The organism is Nonomuraea sp. NPDC023979 (assembly GCF_040639085.1).
GTDB lineage: Bacteria > Actinomycetota > Actinomycetes > Streptosporangiales > Streptosporangiaceae > Nonomuraea > Nonomuraea ceibae.
Map to the genome: position 1 here is coordinate 55709 of NZ_JBEZZG010000012.1, position 18160 is coordinate 73868.

Consider the following 18160-nt stretch of genomic DNA (forward strand, 5'->3'; position numbering starts at 1 on the left):
GCAGAACAGCGCCACGCGTGGTGATACTCACCCGGCTCGCGACATTTACCGGGTAGATGGTGCATCGTGCATCAGCACGCCACAGAGGAGACGGAGCGTGAGCGATGAGGCCGGCTTCACCCGTATGTTCCATGAACACTACGAGGCGGTGCTGCGGTATGCCTGGCGACGGGTGGGTCCGGTGGAGGCCGCGGACATAGCAGCAGAGACGTTCAAGGTGGCCTGGGAGAAGTACCACCGTTTCCCGTCCGGCCAACCCTTGCCCTGGCTGTACGCGACCGCCCGGAACCTCATCTCGAACGCGATCCGACGGGACAACCGGCGAGACGGTCTCCTCTGGGACGGGTCCCTGATGCTCTCCGACGTCGAAGACGACCATGCCGCCGGTGTTGCCGCACGACAGGAAGCGCTGACCGCGTTACGCAGCTTGAGTGAGGCCGACCGGGAGCTGCTGCTGTTGATGTCATGGGAAGGGCTCGACCTGCGCCAGGCGGCGGCGGTGGTGGGCTGTTCACGGCCGACGGCAGCGATGCGGCTGCACCGCGCCCGTAAACGACTGAGCCACCTGCTCTCCAAGGACGCACCACCCATCGCCGACCGGAAGCCGTCTTTCGAGGGGAACAGCCTGTGACCACCGATCTCGAGCAGCTCACCCGCTTGCTCCGGGCCCACGACCCAGCCCAGCACGTGCAGGCCGGGCCGGGCGATCTCACCGCAACTCTGGACGCCATTCTCGGGGACTCCGCCTCGGCCGCTGCCACGCCACGACGTCGCTGGATCCGGCGCCGGTGGCTCGCCCTCGCTCCCGTGGCGGCCGTTCTGGTGGGCTTGGCGACCGCTCTGCCGGTCCTCCTTCAGCCGCAGGAGGTAGGGCCGTTCGTCGTGGGACCGGCCAAGGCGCTGGCATTCGCCGAGAACGGCGACTACATCAACGTGCGGATCGTGGACCCCGACGCCGACCCTCGGCGCTTTCGCGAGGACTTCGCCGCCCACGGCCTGAACGTCACCCTGACCATGAAGCCCGCCTCGCCGAGCCTGGTCGGCACGCTCGTCTCGGTGTCCGCTCCCCAGCGGAGAGTGACCTTCCATCCCGACGGGTTCGCCATCGACGGCGAACCCGACGACAACCGCATCAAACTGATCGAAGGCGCTGACTGCGGCCGGATGTGGTGCCAGGCCGGCGTGAGCATTCCCGCCGACCTGCGCAGTCCGTTCGAGCTCGTTTTCGGCCGCCCCGCCCGCCCTGGGGAGAGGTACGAGATCACTGGTGACCCCGTGGCGCGTGGCGAGGTTCTGGAAGGGGCGGAACCGGCCAATCACACGGTGGCCGAGGTCAAGGCCCTGCTACGGGAGCGGGGTGCCATCGTCGAGTCCTACCACCAGGCCCCGCCTGAACCGCGTCCCCGTGACGGCGCCGGATGGGATTTCTCGGCGCACGTCCTGCGACCGGAAAGTGTCCCTGATGACTGGTACGTGCACGAAGTGTTCGGCGGCCACACGCCGAACACGGTCGGACTTGTCGTCGCCCCTCGACCTACGGCCAACCCCCACTGAGCATCGCAGTTCGCTGCTCCTGGTTCCGCGCGATCAATCGTGCTGATCATCGTCGGTGCAGCAGGGTGGTGGCGATGGCGACCTGGGCGGGTTCGAGGGTGGGCTTGCCGTCCTCGATGTCCCACAGGGCATTCTGCAGCACGCGGCCGAGGGTCCAGCCGACTGCGCGGTTCCGGTCGAGGCCGAGCGCCTCGGTCAGCAGGTCGAAGCGGCGCAGCACGGCGCGAGCCACGTCGCCGGTGACCTCCACCTGATCCCACCGGTTGTCCAGGGCGGGCAGCAGCTCGAACCCCGGGTCGCCGGCCAGCGGTTCGGGGTCGATGGCCAGCCACGGCTCCCGTTCGCCGGCCAGGATGTTGTCGTAGTGCAGGTCCCAGTGCAGGAGGCGGTCGCCGGGCTCGCCGATCAGTTCGGCCACGGCGGACGCGCAGGTGCGTACCAGCCGCTGCTCGTCCTGGTCGCGCAGGGCGGGGACGGCCTGCGACGCCTGGTCGAGCATGGCCGCGGCGATGCCGGACAGCCGGCGCAGGCCGCTCGGGGCGGGGACCGAGGTCAGGCGGGCCATCAGGTCGGCCAGGATCCGCATGGCGTCGTCGTCGGCCACCGATGAGAGCGTACGGGTCGCGTCCAGGCGTTCCAGCAGTTGGGTGCCGCTCTGCTCGTCATGGTCGAGCAGGCGCACGATGCCGTTGCCGTTCCAGGCCCGCAGTCCGGCGGAGGCGCCGGCGGTCTCCTCCCGGAGCTGCTGGAGCTTGAGGACGGCGGGCGTCCCGTCGGGCTGGCGTACGGGGAAGACCAGCGAGGCCATGCCGTACGCGGCCGGGCCGTCGGGCCGCAGCCGCCAGCGGTCCAGGAGCTCGCCGCCCAGGCGTGGCAGTCCGGCGAGCCAGGCGCGGGCGTCGGCGCCGTTTGCTCCGTAGGAGGCGGCGAACTGGTCGGGAACCTCGATGGAGGCCGACGTGGTCATGAAAGGGATCTCCTTCGTGGATTCGGGTCACATGGCGACGAACGAAGGAGAGCACGGAGGGGCCCGGTCGCTGGGCCGGCGTCAAATCATGGGCCCAGCCTATCGCGCGCCGCGCTTGTGGTGCGATCGCACCAAACGCGCGTGTTATGGTTCGAACGCACCACAAAAAGGAGGCGAAGCGCATGAAGTACGTGACCGTGCTGATCATCGGCATGCTGCTGCTGGTCCTGGGGGCTCAGGGCGCCATCCGGCTGCTGGCCGACCATGACAACGCCGGGTTGCTCGGCCGGCTGCCCGGAGGGTTCGGGGTGTGGCTCGCCTGCTACGTGGCCGCCGCCGTCGCAGGAGCCTTCCTGGCCGGCTGGGGCAGCAAGCACGCGAAGCGGAGCGGACGCGGACGGTGACCCGGCCGTACGGCAGTGCGGGAGTCGGGCCTGTCATTCGGCAGGGCAGGTGGTGCCCGGCTCGGGCAGCCGCAGATCGGTCAGGTACGCGGTGGCGTGCCGGATGGGGCACTTCTTGCCCGACAGGTACATGACATGGCCGGGCCCGTCGTAGCCGACGGTCACGGAGCCCGGGATCATCCGGGTGAAGCTCTCGGTCCAGGCGTAGTCGCCCCACGTGCTGCCTGCTCCCAGGAACGGCGGTAGGCCGCGCACCGGCAGCGGGCGGGACGGGTTGGCGACCGGTAGCGGCCAGCCGGTGCATCCGAGGGCGTCGAACGAGGCCGTCCCGAAGTTCGGCGAGACCTTCTCCGCCTGACGCCGGAACGTCCGCAACTGCGCGTAGCCGCTGTAGCTGCGGTCGTCCGCGCACGACATCGCCAGCGCTCCGGGGGCGGCCCAGATCCGCGCGTTGCCGAGGGCGACATCGGCGAATCCGGACCCGTCCCCGCCCCGGGCCTTGTCGACCGCCTCGGCGAAGGCCAGCCACCGCGCATGGCCCAGTCCCGGGTCGCCGAAGAAGCCGAAGCTCTTCAGATGCCACCCGGTCAGCTCGCCCTTACCGAACTTGGACGACGTGACCGGGATCGGTCTGCGATCGGCGTCCCGGACGAGCTTGCGCCAGACCGCCCCGGCGTCCTGCCCGTGCAGCTCGCACGCGGGCGTGTCCGCACACCAGGCGGCGAACCTGGTGAAGACCCGTTCCATGACGGGCAGGGTCCGCAGCGTCTGGTCCCGCCAGCCGTCGACCTGGTTGATCGTCCCGTCGAGGTACATGGCTCGGATGCGCCGCGGGAACAGCCGGGCATAGGCGGCGGCGGGCACCCCTCCGTAGGAGTTGGCCATGAAGCTCAGCCGTTCCTCGCCCAGAGCCACGCGGATCGCGTCCATGTCCCTGGCCACCGACAGGGAGTCCATGTGGGCGAACAGTCCGGTCCCGTCCGCCTTCCGGCAGGCTTCGAAGGCCCTGGTCATCGCCGCGGCCAACGCCTTGTACTGCTTCCGGCTCCGCGGCTCGAACAGTGACGTCCCCGGCTTCATGCAGGACGGCGGCATCCGATCGCGCCACACGGCGGTGCGCGGCTTGTAGGCGACGAGGTCGAACCTGCGGCCCAGCTCGGCGAGGTCGGTCGCGGCGTGCTTCAGGTCGTCGATCCCGTCGGCCCCGGGACCGCCGGGGATGCCCAGGACGCTGCCGATCCGGTGCGCGGGCTCGGTGGCGGGCAGCCGGGCCAGGTCCAGTTCGACCTTCGGCCCGTCCGGCTCGGCCCAGTTCACGGGCACCTCGATCGCGGCGCACTGCATGCCCGCCGGCACGCCCTGGCCGGCGCAGTCCCGCCAGGCCGGCCCGGCGTCCCGGGCGGCGGAGGCCGGCGGGGTCATGCCCGCCAGCGTCGCCACCGTTACGCCGATGACCAGCCGCTGCTTGGTTGTCGTCATGGTGATCACTCTGTGACAGCGACGGGCCGGCCACCACCGGGACGTCCTCCGTGCCGGTTCGGGATGTCCCCCAGAGGCTGTCCGGGTGTTCTCGCGCGTACGTGTCCGTCAGGCTGGACGGCGTGGCGCGTGAGGCGAGGAGGAGCGTGGAAAGGCGGACAGAGCGGTGGCGTGTGCTGATCGCCGCCCCGGTGCGGGAGCGGTCGCGGCGTGAGCTCGCCTACACGGTGCTGTTGCCGTTCATGGTCGGCGCCGGCCTGGTTCATCTCGTTCTCGTGCTGCTGAGCGTCATGCTGGCGGCGAATCTCGTCGGATTGCCGATGCTGGCCGTGAGCGTGGTGGCCGCCAGACGGCTCGGCACGGCCAATCGACGTCTGGCCCGGGCGTGGGCCGGGGTGCGGATTGCCGATCCCGCTCCGTTCCGTGCCGGGTCGGGCCTGCTGAACCGGCTCGGCGCGGCGCTCGGTGACGTGACGGGATGGCGTGCCGTCATCCACGGTCTGCTCCGGCTGCCGGCGGCCGTGGCCGCCTGCGCGGCCGCCGCCGGGCTGTGGGGAGGTGGCCTGTTCCTGCTCGGTTGCCCCCTGTGGGGGCACTTCTCCGCCTTGGCGCACCTGTCTCCCGGCCGGCCGGTCGCGGTTCTGGTGAGCGTCGCCGGGCTGGCGCTGCTGCTCCTCGCCCCGTGGGGCGTCCATCTCGCGCTGGCTCCGGAGCGGCTGCTCGCCCGTACGCTGCTCGGGCCCGCGCCGGGCGACACCCGGATCCGGCGGCTGGAGCAGGCACGGGCGCTGGCCGAGGAGGACGCGGTCGCCAGGCTCCGCCGGATCGAGCGAGACCTGCACGACGGGACCGCGGCACGGCTGGTGACGCTGGCCATGAGCCTGGGCATGGCCCAGGACGAGCTCGAGCGGGCCGACCGGCCCGAACGGCTCCAGCGCGCCCGCGTCCTCGTCGACAGCGCGCACCGCAGCACCAAGGAGACCGTGGCCGAGCTGCGCGACCTGATCCGCGGCATCCACCCGCCGGCACTCGACCAAGGGCTGGAGACCGCCCTGTCCACGCTCACCGCGCGGAGCCCGATCCCGGCCCGGTTCGAAGCCGACCTGCCCGAGCGGCCGGCTCCGGCCATCGATGCCATCGCCTACTTCTGCACGACGGAGCTGCTGGCCAACGTGGTCAGGCACAGCGGCGCCAGGCACGCCCTCGTCGAGGTACGGGCACGTGACGGCCTGCTGACCCTGCGGGTGCGCGACGACGGCGCCGGCGGCGCGGCGATCGGCGCCGGATCCGGCTTGCGCGGACTGGCCACCCGGGTCCGGACGTTGGACGGCACGATCGACATCCACAGCCCGGCCGGAGGACCTACGGTGATCACCGTCGAGCTTCCCCTGCACATCTGAACGGAGCAGCGCATGCGCATCGTGATCGCCGAGGACGCCGTGATGCTCCGGGAGGGCCTGTGCATGCTGCTCACCTCCCGCGACCACGAGGTGGTGGCCGCCGTGGGCGACGGCGACGCGCTCCTGGCCGCCGTGACGGAGCACGGTCCCGACGTCGCCGTGGTCGACGTGCGCATGCCGCCTACCCACACCGACGAGGGCCTGCGAGCCGCGATCCGGATCCGTCATGATCACCCCGAGGTGGGCGTCCTGGTGTTCTCCCAGTACATCGAGACGCGCTACGCCGCCCGGCTGCTCGCCGGTGGCGCCCACGGCGTGGGATACCTGCTGAAGGAGCGCGTCGCCGACATCAAGGACTTCCTGGCCGCGCTCGACCAGATCGCGGCCGGGCAGACCGTCCTCGATCCCGAGGTCGTCACCCAGATCATGGGCGCCAGCCGCCGCGCGGAGGCCCTGGGCACGCTCACCCCAAGGGAACGCGAGGTGCTCGCCATGATGGCCGAGGGGCGTTCCAACAGCTCCATCGCCGCCGCGCTGTTCCTGTCGTACGGCTCGGTGGAGAAGCACGTCACGCAGATCTTCACCAAGCTCGGCCTGTCCCCGTCGGACAACGACCACCGCCGGGTCCTTGCCGTCCTGCACTACCTGCAGGCCTGACCCGCACCCACGCCGGCCCCGGGAGTCATGGCTCCAGGCGGGTGAGGTCGAGGCGGGCGAGGCGGTCGGGGTCGGACAGGATGTCGATCGTGGCGAGCTTGCCGTCGGAGATGGTGAAGCTCATGACGGAGATGAGCTGGTCGTCGACGGTGTTGACCAGGCCGGCCAGGCCGTTGACGAGTGCCGGGTGGGTGGTGCTGGTGGTGGCCATGCGCTGGAAGGTGGCGAGCTGGCCGGCCACGGCGGCGACGCCGCGGATGACCTTCATGCCGCCGGTGAGCACGCCGCCGTCGGCGCGCAGGACCACGTCGGGGTCGAGGATGGAGACCAGGGCGGCGAAGTCGCCACCGCGGGCGGCGGTGAGGAAGGCGTCGACGACCCGGCGCTGGCTGTTCAGGTCGGGGTCGGGGTTCGGGGCCGCGCCGCGGACGCGCTGGCGGGCGCGGCTGGCGAGCTTCTTGGCCGCCACGGGGGTGCGGTCGACGATGGGCGCGATCTGCTCGAACGGCAGGCCGAACATGTCGTGCAGCACGAACGCCAGCCGTTCGGCGGGGCTCAGCGACTCCAGCACGACCAGCAGCGCCAGGCCGACCGAGTCGGCGAGCAGCACTTCCTGCTCCGGGTCGGTGGCGTCCGTGCTGCTGATCACCGGGTCGGGCAGGCGCTCCTCCAAGGACTCCTCGCGCCGGGACTTGCGGGTGCGGAGCATGTCCAGGCACACCCGGCCGACCACGGTGGTCAGCCAGCCGCCCAGGTTGTCGATGTCACCCGAGTCCGAACGCGCCAGCCGCAGCCACGCCTCCTGCACCGCGTCCTCGGCCTCGCTCAGCGAGCCCAGCATGCGGTAGGCGACGGCCTTCAAATGGGGGCGGTGTCCCTGGAACTGGTCGGCCAGGAAGTCAGGGGAGGTCATCGGTCGCGTTCCTCTCGTCTCAGTCACATCACAACAGGTGACGTATCCAACCAGCGAAAGGTGACCGCGTACGCCTCGGCGTCAGTCCAGCGTGTCCTCCACGAGGTCGAGGTAGGCGTGCCCGGCGGCGAGGTCGCCGGGCCGGTCGAGCGGCGTGAAGCCGTCCAGCAGCCGGCGCAGCGCGGCGAGGTGGTCCCGCCACGAGGCCCCCGGCGAACCGCCGAGGAACTCGATCAGCTGAGCGGTCCCGGGCGAGCGGCGGGCGATCCGCTTGCCCGCGATCGGGATCATCACCAGCCGCGCCACCTGGTGGTCGACCGGCCGCTTGGGCGTGGGGGTCTCTCGCTCGCCTGCGGCGAGCAGGTCGGCGAAGGCGGCGGGGAGCCGGTCGAAGCCGCGCCGGTCGAGGACGACCGTGCTGTCGGCGGGCCAGCCGGCCCGCGAACTCGGGTGGATGTGCCAGTCGACGCAGAGCGGGAGTCCGTCGATGATCTGGTACGCGCTGAACGCCCTGGTGCCGCGCGGCCCGTTCTGCCGGGCGTCGAAGGCGGCCGTCATGGTCCCGGGGCCGGTAGGGAGGCGGCCGGGCAGCGCGTAGTCGTCGAGGAGCGGATCGTCGACGACCACGAGCAGGTCGACGTCGCTCCAGTCGTCGGCCCGGCCCGCGCCGAGCGACCCGACCAGGGCGGCCCCGGCCACCGCGGGATCGTCGCGGAGCCCCGCGGTCGCGGCGGTGAGCCAGCGGGACCGGATGCCGGCGAGGCGGGGAGCGGGCGGCGCCGTGCCGCTGTTCGTGCTCATCGAGGGCCACTCCAGCACCTCGGGCGCGACGACGGCAACCGGTTAACGGGGCCGTGGTGGCGTCCCAGGGCGATCGGTGTCACACTGTTCTAGAACTCACTGAAGAGTTATAGAACGATCGGAGCTAGACATGCGTGATCTGCTGCCCTGGCGCGAGCCGGTCCCGCAGGGCGCGACGACGGACGCCCGGGGGCGGTTCGGCGCGTACGGCGGGCGCTACGCGCCCGAGTCCCTGGTGGAGGCGTGCCGCGAGGTGGACGAGGCGTTCCGGGAGGCGTGGGCGGATCCCGGGTTCCGGGGCCTGCTGGCGCGGCTGCTCGCCGTGCACGCCGGGCGGCCGACGCCGCTCACCCCGGCCCGTCGGCTGTCGGAGGCGCTGGGGGTGGAGCTGTACCTGAAGCGCGAGGACCTCACCCACACCGGGTCACACAAGATCAACAATGTGCTGGGCCAGGCCCTGCTCGCCACCCGGATGGGACGGCGCAGGCTGATCGCCGAGACCGGCGCCGGGCAGCACGGCGTGGCCACCGCGACCGCCGCCGCGCTCCTCGGCCTCCGGGCCACGGTCTTCATGGGCGAACGCGACATCGAACGCCAGGCGCTCAACGTGTTCCGCATGCGCATGCTGGGCGCCGAGGTCGTCCCGGTGACCTCGGGCAGCCGCACCCTCAAGGACGCGACCAGCGAGGCCATGCGCCACTGGGTGGGCGCGACCGGCGACTCCCACTACTGCATCGGCTCGGTCGTCGGGCCGGACCCGTACCCGTGGATGGTCAGGGAGTTCCAGCGGGTCATCGGCGACGAGGCGCGCGCGCAGTGCGCGGCCGAGCTGCCGGCCGGCGTGCCGGATCACGTGGTCGCGTGCGTCGGCGGCGGCTCGAACGCGGCCGGCACGTTCGCCGGCTTCTCCGGCACCTCGGCGCGGCTGGTCGGGGTCGAGGCGGACGGCGGCGCCGGGGCGAGCCACGGCCGGCTCGGCGTCCTGCACGGCTGCCGCTCGCTGTTCCTCCAGGACGGCGACGGGCAGATCGTCGAGCCGCACTCCATCGCCGCCGGGCTCGACTACCCGGGCGTCGGCCCCGAGCACGCCCACCTGCGCGACCTGGGCCGGGCCCGCTACGTCACGGTGACCGACGACGAGGCCGTCGCGGCGGCGGTGCGGCTGGCGCGTACGGAGGGCATTCTCCCGGCGCTCGAGTCGGCGCACGCCCTCGCCTGGGTGATCCGCGCGGCGGCGGACGGCGAGCTGGCCCCGGGCTCGACGGTGCTGATGACGCTGTCCGGCCGTGGCGACAAGGACGTCTCCACCCTGAAGGAGCTGCTGTGACGAACCCGACCCTGGCCGCCGGAGCGGTCGAGCGCCACCTGAGAGCCCGCCGCGCCACCGGCCGCGGCCTGCTCATGCCGTACGTCACGGGCGGGATCACGCCCGGCTGGACCGGCTACCTGCGGGCGTTCGCCGACGCCGGGGCGGACGCGATCGAGCTGGGCCTGCCGTTCTCCGACCCCACGCTGGACGGCGCCACCATCCAGCAGGCGAGCGACGCGGCGCTGGCCCGCGGGGCGAGCACGCGCCGCATCCTCGCCGACCTGGCCGAGGTGCGCGACCTGGGCGTGCCGCTGGTCGCCAGCACCTACTACAACCTGGTGCTCAACGACGGCCCCGAGGCGTTCTGCGCCGCGCTGCGCCGGGCCGGCGTCAGCGGCCTGATCGTGCCCGACCTGCCGGTGCACGAGGCGGACGAGCTGACGGACGTGGCCGCCGACGCCGGGATCGAGCTGGCCCTGCTGGCATCCCCGACAACCCCGCGGCCACGGCTGGCGCGGATCTGCGAGCGCAGCCGCGGCTTCGTCTACGCCGTGTCGCTGATGGGCACCACCGGTGAACGGGCGGCCCTGGCCGCCTCGGCGGCCGGGCTCACCGCGCGGATCAGGCACGTCAGCGACCGGCCGGTCTTGCTAGGCTTTGGCATCTCCACCCCGGACCAGGCACGCGAGGCCCGCCGGCACGCCGACGGCGTGGTGGTCGGCGCCGCCGTCATGCGACGGGTGCTCGACGGGGCCGGGCCGGACGACCTGCGGGCCTTCCTCACGAGCCTGCGGCAAGCCCTCGACCAGGAGTGTGACCGACCCCGATGACCCCCGACGCCGGGCACGAGGCGAGATACCGCGCCATCGCCGCCGACCTCGCCGCGAAGATCCGGTCGGGACACTACGCCCCCGGCACGGCCCTGCCGCCGCAACGGGAGCTGAGCGCCTCCTACGGGGTGACCCTCATGACGCTGCGCCAGGCGTTGCGTGAGCTGAGCGACGAGCGGCTGATCGTGCAGCAGCCCGGCAAGGGCACGTTCGTCGCCCCGCCCCACCTGGGATACCAGCTCGACTCGCTCCGCAGCCTGGCCGACGACCTGCGCAAACAGGGTCACGACGTACGCACCTCGGTGGCCGGGCGGGCGGTGCGCCGGGCCCCCGCCCACGTCGCCGCCGAGCTGCGGCTGCGGCCCGGCGACTCGGCGCTGCGGCTGGAGCGGGTCCGCGAGTTCGCCGGGCGCCCGGCCGTGCACCAGGTGTCATGGGTGCGGCGGCCGGTGGCCGACGGGATCCGCGACCGCGACTTCACCGCCGTCTCCCTCTACACGGCGCTCGCCGACGCCGGGGTGACGGTCGCGCGGGCGTCGGAGGTGGTGCGGCCCGGCGTGCTCGACCCCGCCGCCGCCCGCCACCTGCACGAGCCGGAGGGCAGCCCGGTGCTCGTCAGCACCCGCGTCACGTTCACGCTCGACGGCACGCCCGTGGTGGCCGACCACGCCACCATCCTCGGCAGCATGATGGAGATCCGCACCGAACGGGCCGCCACCGGCCTCTCCCTCACCTGGGGCCCCGCGAGCTGACCGGCGTCCGGCCGGGGGAGCCTGGTCAGTCGAGGACCTGGAGGTCCACGGCCTTCTTGAGGAAGACGATGCCGTCGATCAGGCCGAGGTGGGCCGGGTCGAGGGAGAAATAGGCGAAATCGCGGGAGACGCGCTTGTCCGGGGCTGGGACGGCCCCGGCGAAGCGGCGGGCGTCGACGAGGGCGTGCTCCCACGGGAGCGTGGACAGCAGCCCCTCCACGGTGTCCGGGGACGGGGTGTCGTCGCCGACCGTGCCGAAGGCCGTGGCCAGGAACGCGTAGCGGTCGCCCAGATCCGTCGCGGCGAGCGCGCCCGCGCTCCACCATTGCAGCTCGTGGTCGCCGAAGGACATGAGGCTCTTGTGTCGCTGCAGGTGCAAATTGCTGGAGTAGACGAGGACCGGGCCCCGGGCGGCGATGGCGCGCAGGTTGTCGGCCATCATCGCGTCCCGCAGGGCCGACAGCCGGGCCCACCGGGTCGGCGCCGTGTCGGCCATCCAGTGGTGGTAGCGGAGCAGGCCGACGGCGGTGCGCCCGTACAGGGCCGCCAGCTCCCGGTCGGCGGCGCTCAGCGCCGGCGCCTGGGTGGCGAGCAGCGCCACCAGGTCGTCGGCGATCACCCGTAGCCGGTGGGCCTCGGCGGACTGGCCGATCGACCGGGACGGGTCCATGGCCGCGGCCTCGTCCGACCACCGCTCGTCCGCGCCCAGCAGCGCGTCGAGGGTCTCCGCGGTGCAGGGGAGCGGGCCGTCCAGGAGGGCGTGCAGGCCGGTGAGGGCCTGCCGGGGGCTCGCCGCCCAGTACTCCAGGGGGCCGTCGAAGCCGAAGAACCGCACCTTCTCGTCGTGCTCCTCGTTGTAGGCGCGCATCCAGCGGACGAGCTCGCGGTTGGCCGGGACCGTGCCGAACCGGTGGCTGAAGCCGCGCTCCATGACGTCGTCGAGCGTGCCCGCGCCCGTGGTGACGTAGTCGTCGACGAGCAGGCCCATGAGGCAGTCGCTCTCCAGGGCGAACCCCCGGTAGCCCTCGTGCTCCACCAGATGCCGGAAGATCTCGTTGCGCGCCTCGCCCAGCTCGTTCACGAAATGCCTGGCCTCGCCCAGCCCCAGCAGCAGGGGCGGGGCGGGCAGCGAACGGAGGAACGCCGAGACGCCCGCGCCGTCGAGCGGCCGGGCCATGTCCTTGAAATCCATGCCTTCGACGGTATCGTTGAACAGCCGGTGTAAACTTTCGCGCGAAATTCCGGGACCTGTGCGGGATGGACCTTCAAACGGTGATGCATCCATGAGGCCGGTGGACCTGGCGCGCGAGCACGGCCTGTCCACGCAGGCGATCAGAAACTACGAGGACGCCGGCATCCTGCCCGCCGCCGGGCGCACCGCCCACGGCTACCGCGCATACACGCCGCTGCACGCCGAGGCGCTGCGCGCGTTCCTCGCCCTCGTGCCGGGGCACGGCCACCAGACGGCCACGTCGATCATGCAGGCGGTCAACCGGGGGGCCGTCGAGGACGCGCTGCTGCTCGTGGACGAGAGCCACGGGCTGCTTCTCGACGACCGCCGCACGCTCCAGGCCGTCGAGGCGGCGCTGCGGGATCTGGCGCCCGTGCCGCAGGAGCGCGGCGACACGTTCATCGGCCCGCTGGCCAGGAAGCTCGGCCTGCGGCCCGCCACGCTGCGCAAGTGGGAGAAGGCCGGGATCGTCCGGCCGCGCCGCGACCCGCTGACGGGCTACCGGGTCTACGGCGCGGCCGACGTACGGGACGTGCGGCTGGCCCACCAGCTCAGGCGGGGCGGCTACCTGCTGGAACAGATCGCCCCGCTGATCGCGCAGGTCCGCGCCGCCGGAGGCGTCGCCCCGCTGGAGTCGACGCTGCGCGAGTGGCAGGCCCGCCTGTCAGCGCGGGGCCGGGCCATGCTTAGCGCCGCCACCGCACTGGACGCCTACCTCCGCGCCCGGGAAGCCTGACCCGGGCGGGGCGGCGGACGAGCAGGCCGGTCGCCGGGGTCAGGTGAAGGAGATCTGGCCCGTGCCGGTGAGCTGGGTGAATCCGGCGGCGGTCGTGCACTGGTTCAGGTCGGAGGTCATGGTGCCGCTGCCGCTGAAGGTGCGGCCCTTGAGCCGGCCGGAGGCGACGGTGCCGCTCAGCAGGTTGTCGGCCAGGGTGGCGCTGCCCGGGTGCGAGGCGGTGAGCGTGGAGGTGCCCACGCTCGTGCCCTGGCCGTTGCGCCAGGTGGCGGTGCCGGTCGCGGTCAGGTCGGCGACGCCGCGGCAGCTCGCGGTGGCGCTGCCGCTCACCTCCAGCCGCCCCGACTTGATGTCGGTGATCGTGCCCGAAGGCGAGGTGCAGTTCTCCAGGAGGAGGACGCCCTGCCCCTCGGTGTGCCGCGCCGCCGCGTCGCGCAGCGCGGGGGTGAAGACGATGGGGTGCTTGGGCGCGGTGCGCACGTCGCACTTCAGCACGGCCGCGGCTGCCGCCGCCGGTTGCGCCACCGGGCGGGCCACCTGCCGGGCCACCTGCCGGGCGACGGTCTCGGCGGAGCCGGTGGAGGCCAGGAACGGCACCGCGAGACCGGCGACGACGACCGCGACGGCGAGACCGCGAACGCGGCCGGGACGTGACTGGGACACGCATCCTCCCAATAACTATCTGGAGCTGATTGACTACTCTTTGTAACACGCTTTTGGCTCCGCTTACCAGGAGGCGGCATCGTGGTGGTGTCCTCACACGCGTCGGCCGGCGAGTCGGCCGCCGAGCGCCGGGAGCGTCGCTCGCTCTGGTGGCGGCTGGGCGTGCTGGCCGCGCGCCGCCGCCGGGTGATCCTCGCCGCGTGGCTGGCGCTCGTGGCCGGGTCGGCGGTGCTGGTCCCCGGCCTCGTCGAACGCTCGGCCGCGCCCGCCGTCCGGGTCGAGGGGTCGGGCTCGGCCGACGCCGCGCGGCTGTTGCAGCAGGGCTTTCCGCAGCTCGGCGGCGAGCAGATGCTGATGGTGTTCGCCTCCGCGACGCTCACCGACGCCGACGGCCCCTACCAGCGGGCCCTCCACGACGCTACGCGCGCCGTGGCCGCCCGGCCCCTGGTGGGCGGGGTCCGGCTGCTGCCCGCCGTGCCGGGGCAGGACCGGCGGCGCGTGTACGCGCTCCTCGGCGTCAACGGCGACCAGCGGGCCAGGCAAGAGGCGCTGCCGTCGCTGCTGCGCGCGGCCGGTGACGCGGCCGGGCGGGCCTCCGGAGGGCGCGTCGAGGTGCACGTGGTGGCCGAGGGCGCGCTGCTGACCGTGGTCAAGCAGGCCGACCTGGCCGACCTCCGGCGGGCCGAGCTGCTGGCCGTGCCGCTGTCGCTGCTGACGCTGGCGGCCGGGCTGGGCGCGGTCGGGGCGGCCGTGGCGGTGCTGGCGGTGGCCGGGGCGGTGACCGTGACGTGCCTCGGCCTGCTGGGCGCGGCGAGCCTGCTGGGCGTGACCGTCAACACGTTCATGCTCGCCGTGGCGGCCACCGTCGGGCTGGGGCTCGGCCTCGACTACGCGCTGCTGATCCTGCTGCGCTACCGCCAGTCGCGGGCCGCCGGGCACGACCGGCATGACGCGGCCGGGGCCGCGGTGGCCACCGCCGGGCGCACGGCGGCCTGGTGCGCGCTAGGGGTGGCGCTCACGTCGGCGGCGCTGCTGGTCGTCCGCACGCCCATGATCCGCACCATGGCGGTGGCGGTCAGCGTGACGGCCGTGGTGGCGGCCGCGGTCGCCGTCACGCTGCTACCGGCCCTGCTCGTGGCCGCCGACAGGTGGCTGCTCCGCCGCCGCGCCGCCGCTCCGGCGGGCGGTGACGGCTGGGCGCGCTGGGCCCGGCACCTCATGCGCCGTCCCGTCGCCTACACGCTGGCCTGCTCCGGGGCGCTGCTGCTGGCCGCCGCCCCGCTGACCGGGGTGCGTCTCGGCTTCGACCTGGACCGGCCGGCGCTCGCGGGCAGCGACTTCGCGCGCGGCCTGGCGCACATGGAGGCCGACGGCATCGCCTCGGGCCTGGCCGTCGTGCTGCCGCACCCCGCCGGCACGCCGCCGGTCGACGCCTTCGCGCTGGTCGCCGCGCTCAAGGACGACGCCAGGGTGTCGCTGGCCACCTCGGTCGACAACGGCCGCGACCTCACCGTGGTGACCGTCTTCACCCGGACCAGCCTCGACGACCCGGCCACCACCGAGCTGGCCCGGCAGATCACCGGGCGGCTCGCGCCCGCGACGCTGCCGCCCGGCCAGCGGGTGTACGTGACCGGGCCCACGGTGATCTTCGCCGATCTCATGGACGAGACCGCCGCCCAGCTCGGCACCGTGATCCCGCTGGTGCTGGGCTGCTCGCTGGTGTTCCTGCTGGTGACGTTCCGCAGCGTCGTGCTGCCGGTCAAGGCCGTCGTGATGAACCTGCTGGCCGTCCTCGCCGCGTTCGGCCTGCTGACCCTGGCCACCCGCCACCTTCCCGGCCTGGTCGGCGCCGAGGTCGACACGCTGGTCCCGCTGCTGGCGTTCACGCTGGTGTTCGGCCTGTCGATCGACTACGAGATCTTCCTCATCCATCGCGTCGCCGAGCACTACCAGGCCCACGGCGACAACACCGCCGCCGTGGCCGACGGCCTGACGCACACCGCCAGGCCGATCACCGTGGCCGCCGCCTGCATGGTCGCCACGTTCGCGGCGCTGCTCACGGCCGACAGCCGCCATCTGGTGCAGCTCGGGCTCACGGTCGCGGTCGCGATCGTGATCGACGCGACCGTCATCCGGCTGGTCCTCGTACCGGCGCTCATGCGGCTGTTCGGCGACCGCAACTGGTGGCTGCCGTTCGCGCGTCACTCGTCCAGGTGACGGCTGGCCGCGTACAGGCCGAGAGCCCGGATCATGACCGTGTGGTGGTTGACCGGCAGCAGGGCCTGCAGCGGACGCCACGCCTGGTCGACGGCCGTGCGCGCGTCGGCCAGGCTCGCCCCGGTGGCGCCGCAGCGGTCCACGGCGCGGGCGACCTCGGCCGCCGCGACCGGGTCGGCGCCGCCCGCCCGGACGATCTCCCACACCTCCCGCAGCCGGTCGCGCGGCAGCCTCGCGACCGCGTGGGCGAGCGGGTAGGTGACCTTGCCCTCGCGGATGTCCTCGCCGGGGAGCTTGGCGACGCGTGCGCCAGGACGGCCGTCCGCGACCAGCACCGCCCGCAGGTCGGCCACGTCGTCGGTGATCTGGTACGCCAGCCCCACGGCCTCGAAGTACGCGCTGACGGCGTCCAGCAGCTCGCCCCGGGCGCCGCCGAGGATCGCGCCGAACTCGCCCACGCCGCGCACCATCCCGCCCGTCTTGAGCCGGTGCGTGGTCCGCACCCGCTCCAGCACGGCGGCGGCGTCACCGGTGGCCACGGCGAGCTCCATCACGTCGTGGTGCCCGGCGATGTCGAGTGCCTGACCGGCGTGGTTGCGCCGCATGCCGTCGAGGTACGCCTGGTAGAGCCGCAGCCGCCGGTCCGGGTCGCCGGGCAGCAGATGGCGTGCTACCTGGTCGAAGACCAGATAGGTGTGGGTGCCGGTGTTGATGGCGGTGGCCTGCCCGAACACCGTGTGGACGGCGGGCCTGCCGCGCCGCGTCGGCGCGTTGTCCTCGACGTCGTCCACCATGAGGCTGGCGGTGTGCATCAGCTCGACGAGCGCCGCCAGCGCCCGGTAGTGGCGGCTGTCGACGCCCTGCATCTCCATCGCGGCGAGCGCGGCGTAGCTGCGCCAGCCCTTGCCCATCGCGTCGGCCAGGTGGCGGACGGGCGCGACCAGCGCGCGGTGCAGCGGCCCGGCGACGGCCTCGACCGGCCAGGAGCCGGCGGGGGAGAGGCCGGCCAGCGTGGCGATGGCGTCCGGGTCGGGCTCGTCGGGATACAGGCGTACGACCTCGGCGTGGGTGATGTCGCGCAGCCGTTCGACGTGCCCTTCGAAGTCGGTGATGCGGTGGTCGGGCTGGATCTCCAGCCAGCCGGCGCCGTGCACCGGCTCGCCGCCCAGCTCGCCGTCGGCCGTGACGGCGGCGTCGAACAGGGCGCCCAGCCCGACCGCCGCCTGGCGCTCCTGCTCCGGGAAGCAGGCGGTCACCCGCAGCGACAGGCCGGCGCCGGGCGCCTCGATCCGCCAGACGACCGGGTAGGCGTGCAGCGTCGTCGTGGAGATCCAGCTCTCGCCGGGGACCAGCGTGACGGGGCTGCCGGCGCGGGTGCCGTCGGGCGAAACCAGCAGCAGCCCGCCGTCGGCGGCCACCACGTCCCACCCGTTGTCCAGGTGCACGGCGATCCGCGCGTGGCCATCCCGCGCCGGGGCGGGCCCGTGCCGGTACAGGGCGATCCCGGTCAGCGGGACCGGTGGGTGCTCCGGCCGCCGCCAGGTCGCCTCGACCGCGAGGCGGGTGACGAGCTCCGCGCCGGACGCCGCCACGGCCGGCTTGAGCGGGCGCGCGGTCAGCTCCCACTCGTCGCCGTCGCCGCGCAGCACGACGCGGCAGCCGTAGTCCCCGGCCGCCCGCAGCTCGGCGACGCCGCCGAAGTCGAGTCCGGTGCGGCCGGCCGCCACGCGGGCCGGGCCGGGCAGCAGCCGGGCGGGAAGGATCGGCCGCCCGCCCGCGCACGCCTCGCGGACGGCCTCGCCGATGCGCGGGTCCCACCCGTCGGCCGCCTCCTGTCGCGTCAGCTCGACCCCGCCGTCGTCGCACCAGGTGAAGGCCCGGTACGCGGGCTGCCCAGGCACGCACGTCGCCCAGTCGCACCCGTGGGCGACCAGCGGGCCGCCGCCGGGGCGGGTGGCGCGCCGGACCTGGAAGCCGGCCGCCAGCCGGTGCTCGACCCCGCCCTCGTCACGCAGCACGGCGGCGAAGCGCCACTCCTCGTGATCGAGACCGGGGCCGGGAAGCGTCTGCGTGCCCGTCTCGACGATCGGCTCAACCCCCACGGCGTCCACCCTTCAGGTCGGTGACGATACGCATGCGTACCGTCGCTCACCGTCATGATGAGGGATGCCATGCCGTCGCTGCCACCGGATCGGCCCGGTCCGCGCCCGTACTCGACAAATCCCACAAAACCGGGGAAACGATGGT

General features: G+C 73.3%; 17 protein-coding genes. 10 read left to right on the forward strand and 7 right to left on the reverse strand.

Features of this window, described 5'->3' with window-relative positions; genetic code table 11:
• Positions 1-97 precede the first annotated feature (97 nt).
• Both AB0G11_RS21985 and AB0G11_RS21990 read left to right on the forward strand, forming a co-directional pair.
• A complete protein-coding gene (locus AB0G11_RS21985) occupies positions 98-631 on the forward strand; it encodes a sigma-70 family RNA polymerase sigma factor (protein WP_357587776.1) in 534 nt (177 codons plus the stop codon).
• Positions 628-1554, forward strand: coding sequence for a hypothetical protein (locus tag AB0G11_RS21990; RefSeq protein ID WP_357587778.1), 927 nt, complete (start codon positions 628-630; stop codon positions 1552-1554). Before AB0G11_RS21985 ends, AB0G11_RS21990 begins: the two co-directional genes overlap by 4 nt.
• A 46-nt stretch (positions 1555-1600) precedes the next feature.
• Here the strand turns inward: AB0G11_RS21990 and AB0G11_RS21995 are convergent, their stop codons facing one another.
• Positions 1601-2521 (reverse strand): aminoglycoside phosphotransferase family protein, encoded by a 921-nt coding sequence (locus AB0G11_RS21995; RefSeq protein ID WP_357587780.1) that lies wholly within the window; start codon positions 2519-2521, stop codon positions 1601-1603.
• Between the two features lie 182 nt (positions 2522-2703).
• Between AB0G11_RS21995 and AB0G11_RS22000 the strand changes: the two genes are divergently transcribed.
• A complete protein-coding gene (locus AB0G11_RS22000; protein WP_357587782.1) occupies positions 2704-2925 on the forward strand; it encodes a hypothetical protein in 222 nt (73 codons plus the stop codon).
• Positions 2926-2958: 33 nt separating this feature from the next.
• Here AB0G11_RS22000 and AB0G11_RS22005 read toward each other — a convergent pair whose 3' ends face one another.
• A complete protein-coding gene (locus AB0G11_RS22005) occupies positions 2959-4404 on the reverse strand; it encodes an alpha/beta hydrolase (RefSeq protein WP_357587784.1) in 1446 nt (481 codons plus the stop codon).
• A 146-nt stretch (positions 4405-4550) separates the two neighbouring features.
• Here AB0G11_RS22005 and AB0G11_RS22010 point away from each other — a divergent pair, with 146 nt between their 5' ends.
• Positions 4551-5804: a sensor domain-containing protein gene (locus tag AB0G11_RS22010; RefSeq protein ID WP_357587786.1), complete on the forward strand. Its 1254-nt coding sequence runs from the start codon at positions 4551-4553 to the stop codon at positions 5802-5804.
• Positions 5805-5816: 12 nt separating this feature from the next.
• The gene (locus AB0G11_RS22015; RefSeq protein WP_357587788.1) at positions 5817-6461 is read left to right on the forward strand and encodes a response regulator transcription factor; all 645 of its coding nucleotides are present in this window, start codon (positions 5817-5819) and stop codon (positions 6459-6461) included.
• A gap of 25 nt (positions 6462-6486) precedes the next feature.
• Here the strand turns inward: AB0G11_RS22015 and sigJ are convergent, their stop codons facing one another.
• Complete coding sequence (gene sigJ, locus AB0G11_RS22020) at positions 6487-7374, reverse strand: RNA polymerase sigma factor SigJ (RefSeq protein WP_357587790.1); 888 nt, start codon at positions 7372-7374, stop codon at positions 6487-6489.
• An 81-nt stretch (positions 7375-7455) separates the two neighbouring features.
• Positions 7456-8175, reverse strand: a complete 720-nt coding sequence (locus AB0G11_RS22025) for a nucleotidyltransferase domain-containing protein (protein WP_357587792.1) — start codon at positions 8173-8175, stop codon at positions 7456-7458.
• Positions 8176-8305: 130 nt separating this feature from the next.
• Between AB0G11_RS22025 and trpB the strand changes: the two genes are divergently transcribed.
• The 3 genes from trpB to AB0G11_RS22040 are packed head-to-tail and all read left to right on the forward strand — an operon-like array spanning position 8306 to position 11066.
• Positions 8306-9502, forward strand: coding sequence for a tryptophan synthase subunit beta (gene trpB, locus AB0G11_RS22030; RefSeq protein ID WP_357587794.1), 1197 nt, complete (start codon positions 8306-8308; stop codon positions 9500-9502).
• Positions 9499-10314 (forward strand): tryptophan synthase subunit alpha, encoded by an 816-nt coding sequence (trpA, locus tag AB0G11_RS22035; protein WP_357587796.1) that lies wholly within the window; start codon positions 9499-9501, stop codon positions 10312-10314. Before trpB ends, trpA begins: the two co-directional genes overlap by 4 nt.
• Positions 10311-11066, forward strand: coding sequence for a GntR family transcriptional regulator (locus tag AB0G11_RS22040; RefSeq protein ID WP_357587798.1), 756 nt, complete (start codon positions 10311-10313; stop codon positions 11064-11066). The genes trpA and AB0G11_RS22040 overlap by 4 nt, the downstream gene beginning before the upstream one ends.
• A 25-nt stretch (positions 11067-11091) precedes the next feature.
• On the opposite strand, the gene AB0G11_RS22045 is transcribed toward AB0G11_RS22040, so the two are convergent.
• Entirely contained in the window at positions 11092-12258 is a 1167-nt protein-coding gene (locus tag AB0G11_RS22045; RefSeq protein ID WP_357587800.1) for an erythromycin esterase family protein, read from the reverse strand.
• Between the two features lie 91 nt (positions 12259-12349).
• On the opposite strand from AB0G11_RS22045, the gene AB0G11_RS22050 reads away from it, so the two are divergent.
• Positions 12350-13033, forward strand: a complete 684-nt coding sequence (locus AB0G11_RS22050) for a TioE family transcriptional regulator (RefSeq protein WP_357587801.1) — start codon at positions 12350-12352, stop codon at positions 13031-13033.
• 39 nt (positions 13034-13072) lie between these two features.
• Here the strand turns inward: AB0G11_RS22050 and AB0G11_RS22055 are convergent, their stop codons facing one another.
• On the reverse strand, positions 13073-13696 hold the full coding sequence (locus AB0G11_RS22055) for a hypothetical protein (RefSeq protein WP_357587803.1): 624 nt from the start codon (positions 13694-13696) through the stop codon (positions 13073-13075).
• 81 nt (positions 13697-13777) lie between these two features.
• Here AB0G11_RS22055 and AB0G11_RS22060 point away from each other — a divergent pair, with 81 nt between their 5' ends.
• Entirely contained in the window at positions 13778-15913 is a 2136-nt protein-coding gene (locus AB0G11_RS22060; RefSeq protein ID WP_357587805.1) for an MMPL family transporter, read from the forward strand.
• Here the strand turns inward: AB0G11_RS22060 and AB0G11_RS22065 are convergent.
• The gene (locus AB0G11_RS22065) at positions 15898-18015 is read right to left on the reverse strand and encodes a polyprenyl synthetase family protein (RefSeq protein ID WP_357587807.1); all 2118 of its coding nucleotides are present in this window, start codon (positions 18013-18015) and stop codon (positions 15898-15900) included. The genes AB0G11_RS22060 and AB0G11_RS22065 overlap by 16 nt on opposite strands.
• Positions 18016-18160 lie beyond the last annotated feature (145 nt).

Excerpts from the sequence above, each read along its gene's own strand:
- AB0G11_RS21995 (WP_357587780.1), bottom strand. The coding sequence starts at position 2,521 with ATGACCACGTCGGCCTCCATCGAGGTTCCCGACCAGTTCGCCGCCTCC.
- AB0G11_RS22000 (WP_357587782.1), top strand. The coding sequence starts at position 2,704 with ATGAAGTACGTGACCGTGCTGATCATCGGCATGCTGCTGCTGGTCCTG.
- AB0G11_RS22005 (WP_357587784.1), bottom strand. The coding sequence starts at position 4,404 with ATGACGACAACCAAGCAGCGGCTGGTCATCGGCGTAACGGTGGCGACG.
- AB0G11_RS22015 (WP_357587788.1), top strand. The coding sequence starts at position 5,817 with ATGCGCATCGTGATCGCCGAGGACGCCGTGATGCTCCGGGAGGGCCTG.
- sigJ (WP_357587790.1), bottom strand. The coding sequence starts at position 7,374 with ATGACCTCCCCTGACTTCCTGGCCGACCAGTTCCAGGGACACCGCCCC.
- AB0G11_RS22025 (WP_357587792.1), bottom strand. The coding sequence starts at position 8,175 with ATGAGCACGAACAGCGGCACGGCGCCGCCCGCTCCCCGCCTCGCCGGC.
- trpB (WP_357587794.1), top strand. The coding sequence starts at position 8,306 with ATGCGTGATCTGCTGCCCTGGCGCGAGCCGGTCCCGCAGGGCGCGACG.
- AB0G11_RS22040 (WP_357587798.1), top strand. The coding sequence starts at position 10,311 with ATGACCCCCGACGCCGGGCACGAGGCGAGATACCGCGCCATCGCCGCC.
- AB0G11_RS22045 (WP_357587800.1), bottom strand. The coding sequence starts at position 12,258 with ATGGATTTCAAGGACATGGCCCGGCCGCTCGACGGCGCGGGCGTCTCG.
- AB0G11_RS22050 (WP_357587801.1), top strand. The coding sequence starts at position 12,350 with ATGAGGCCGGTGGACCTGGCGCGCGAGCACGGCCTGTCCACGCAGGCG.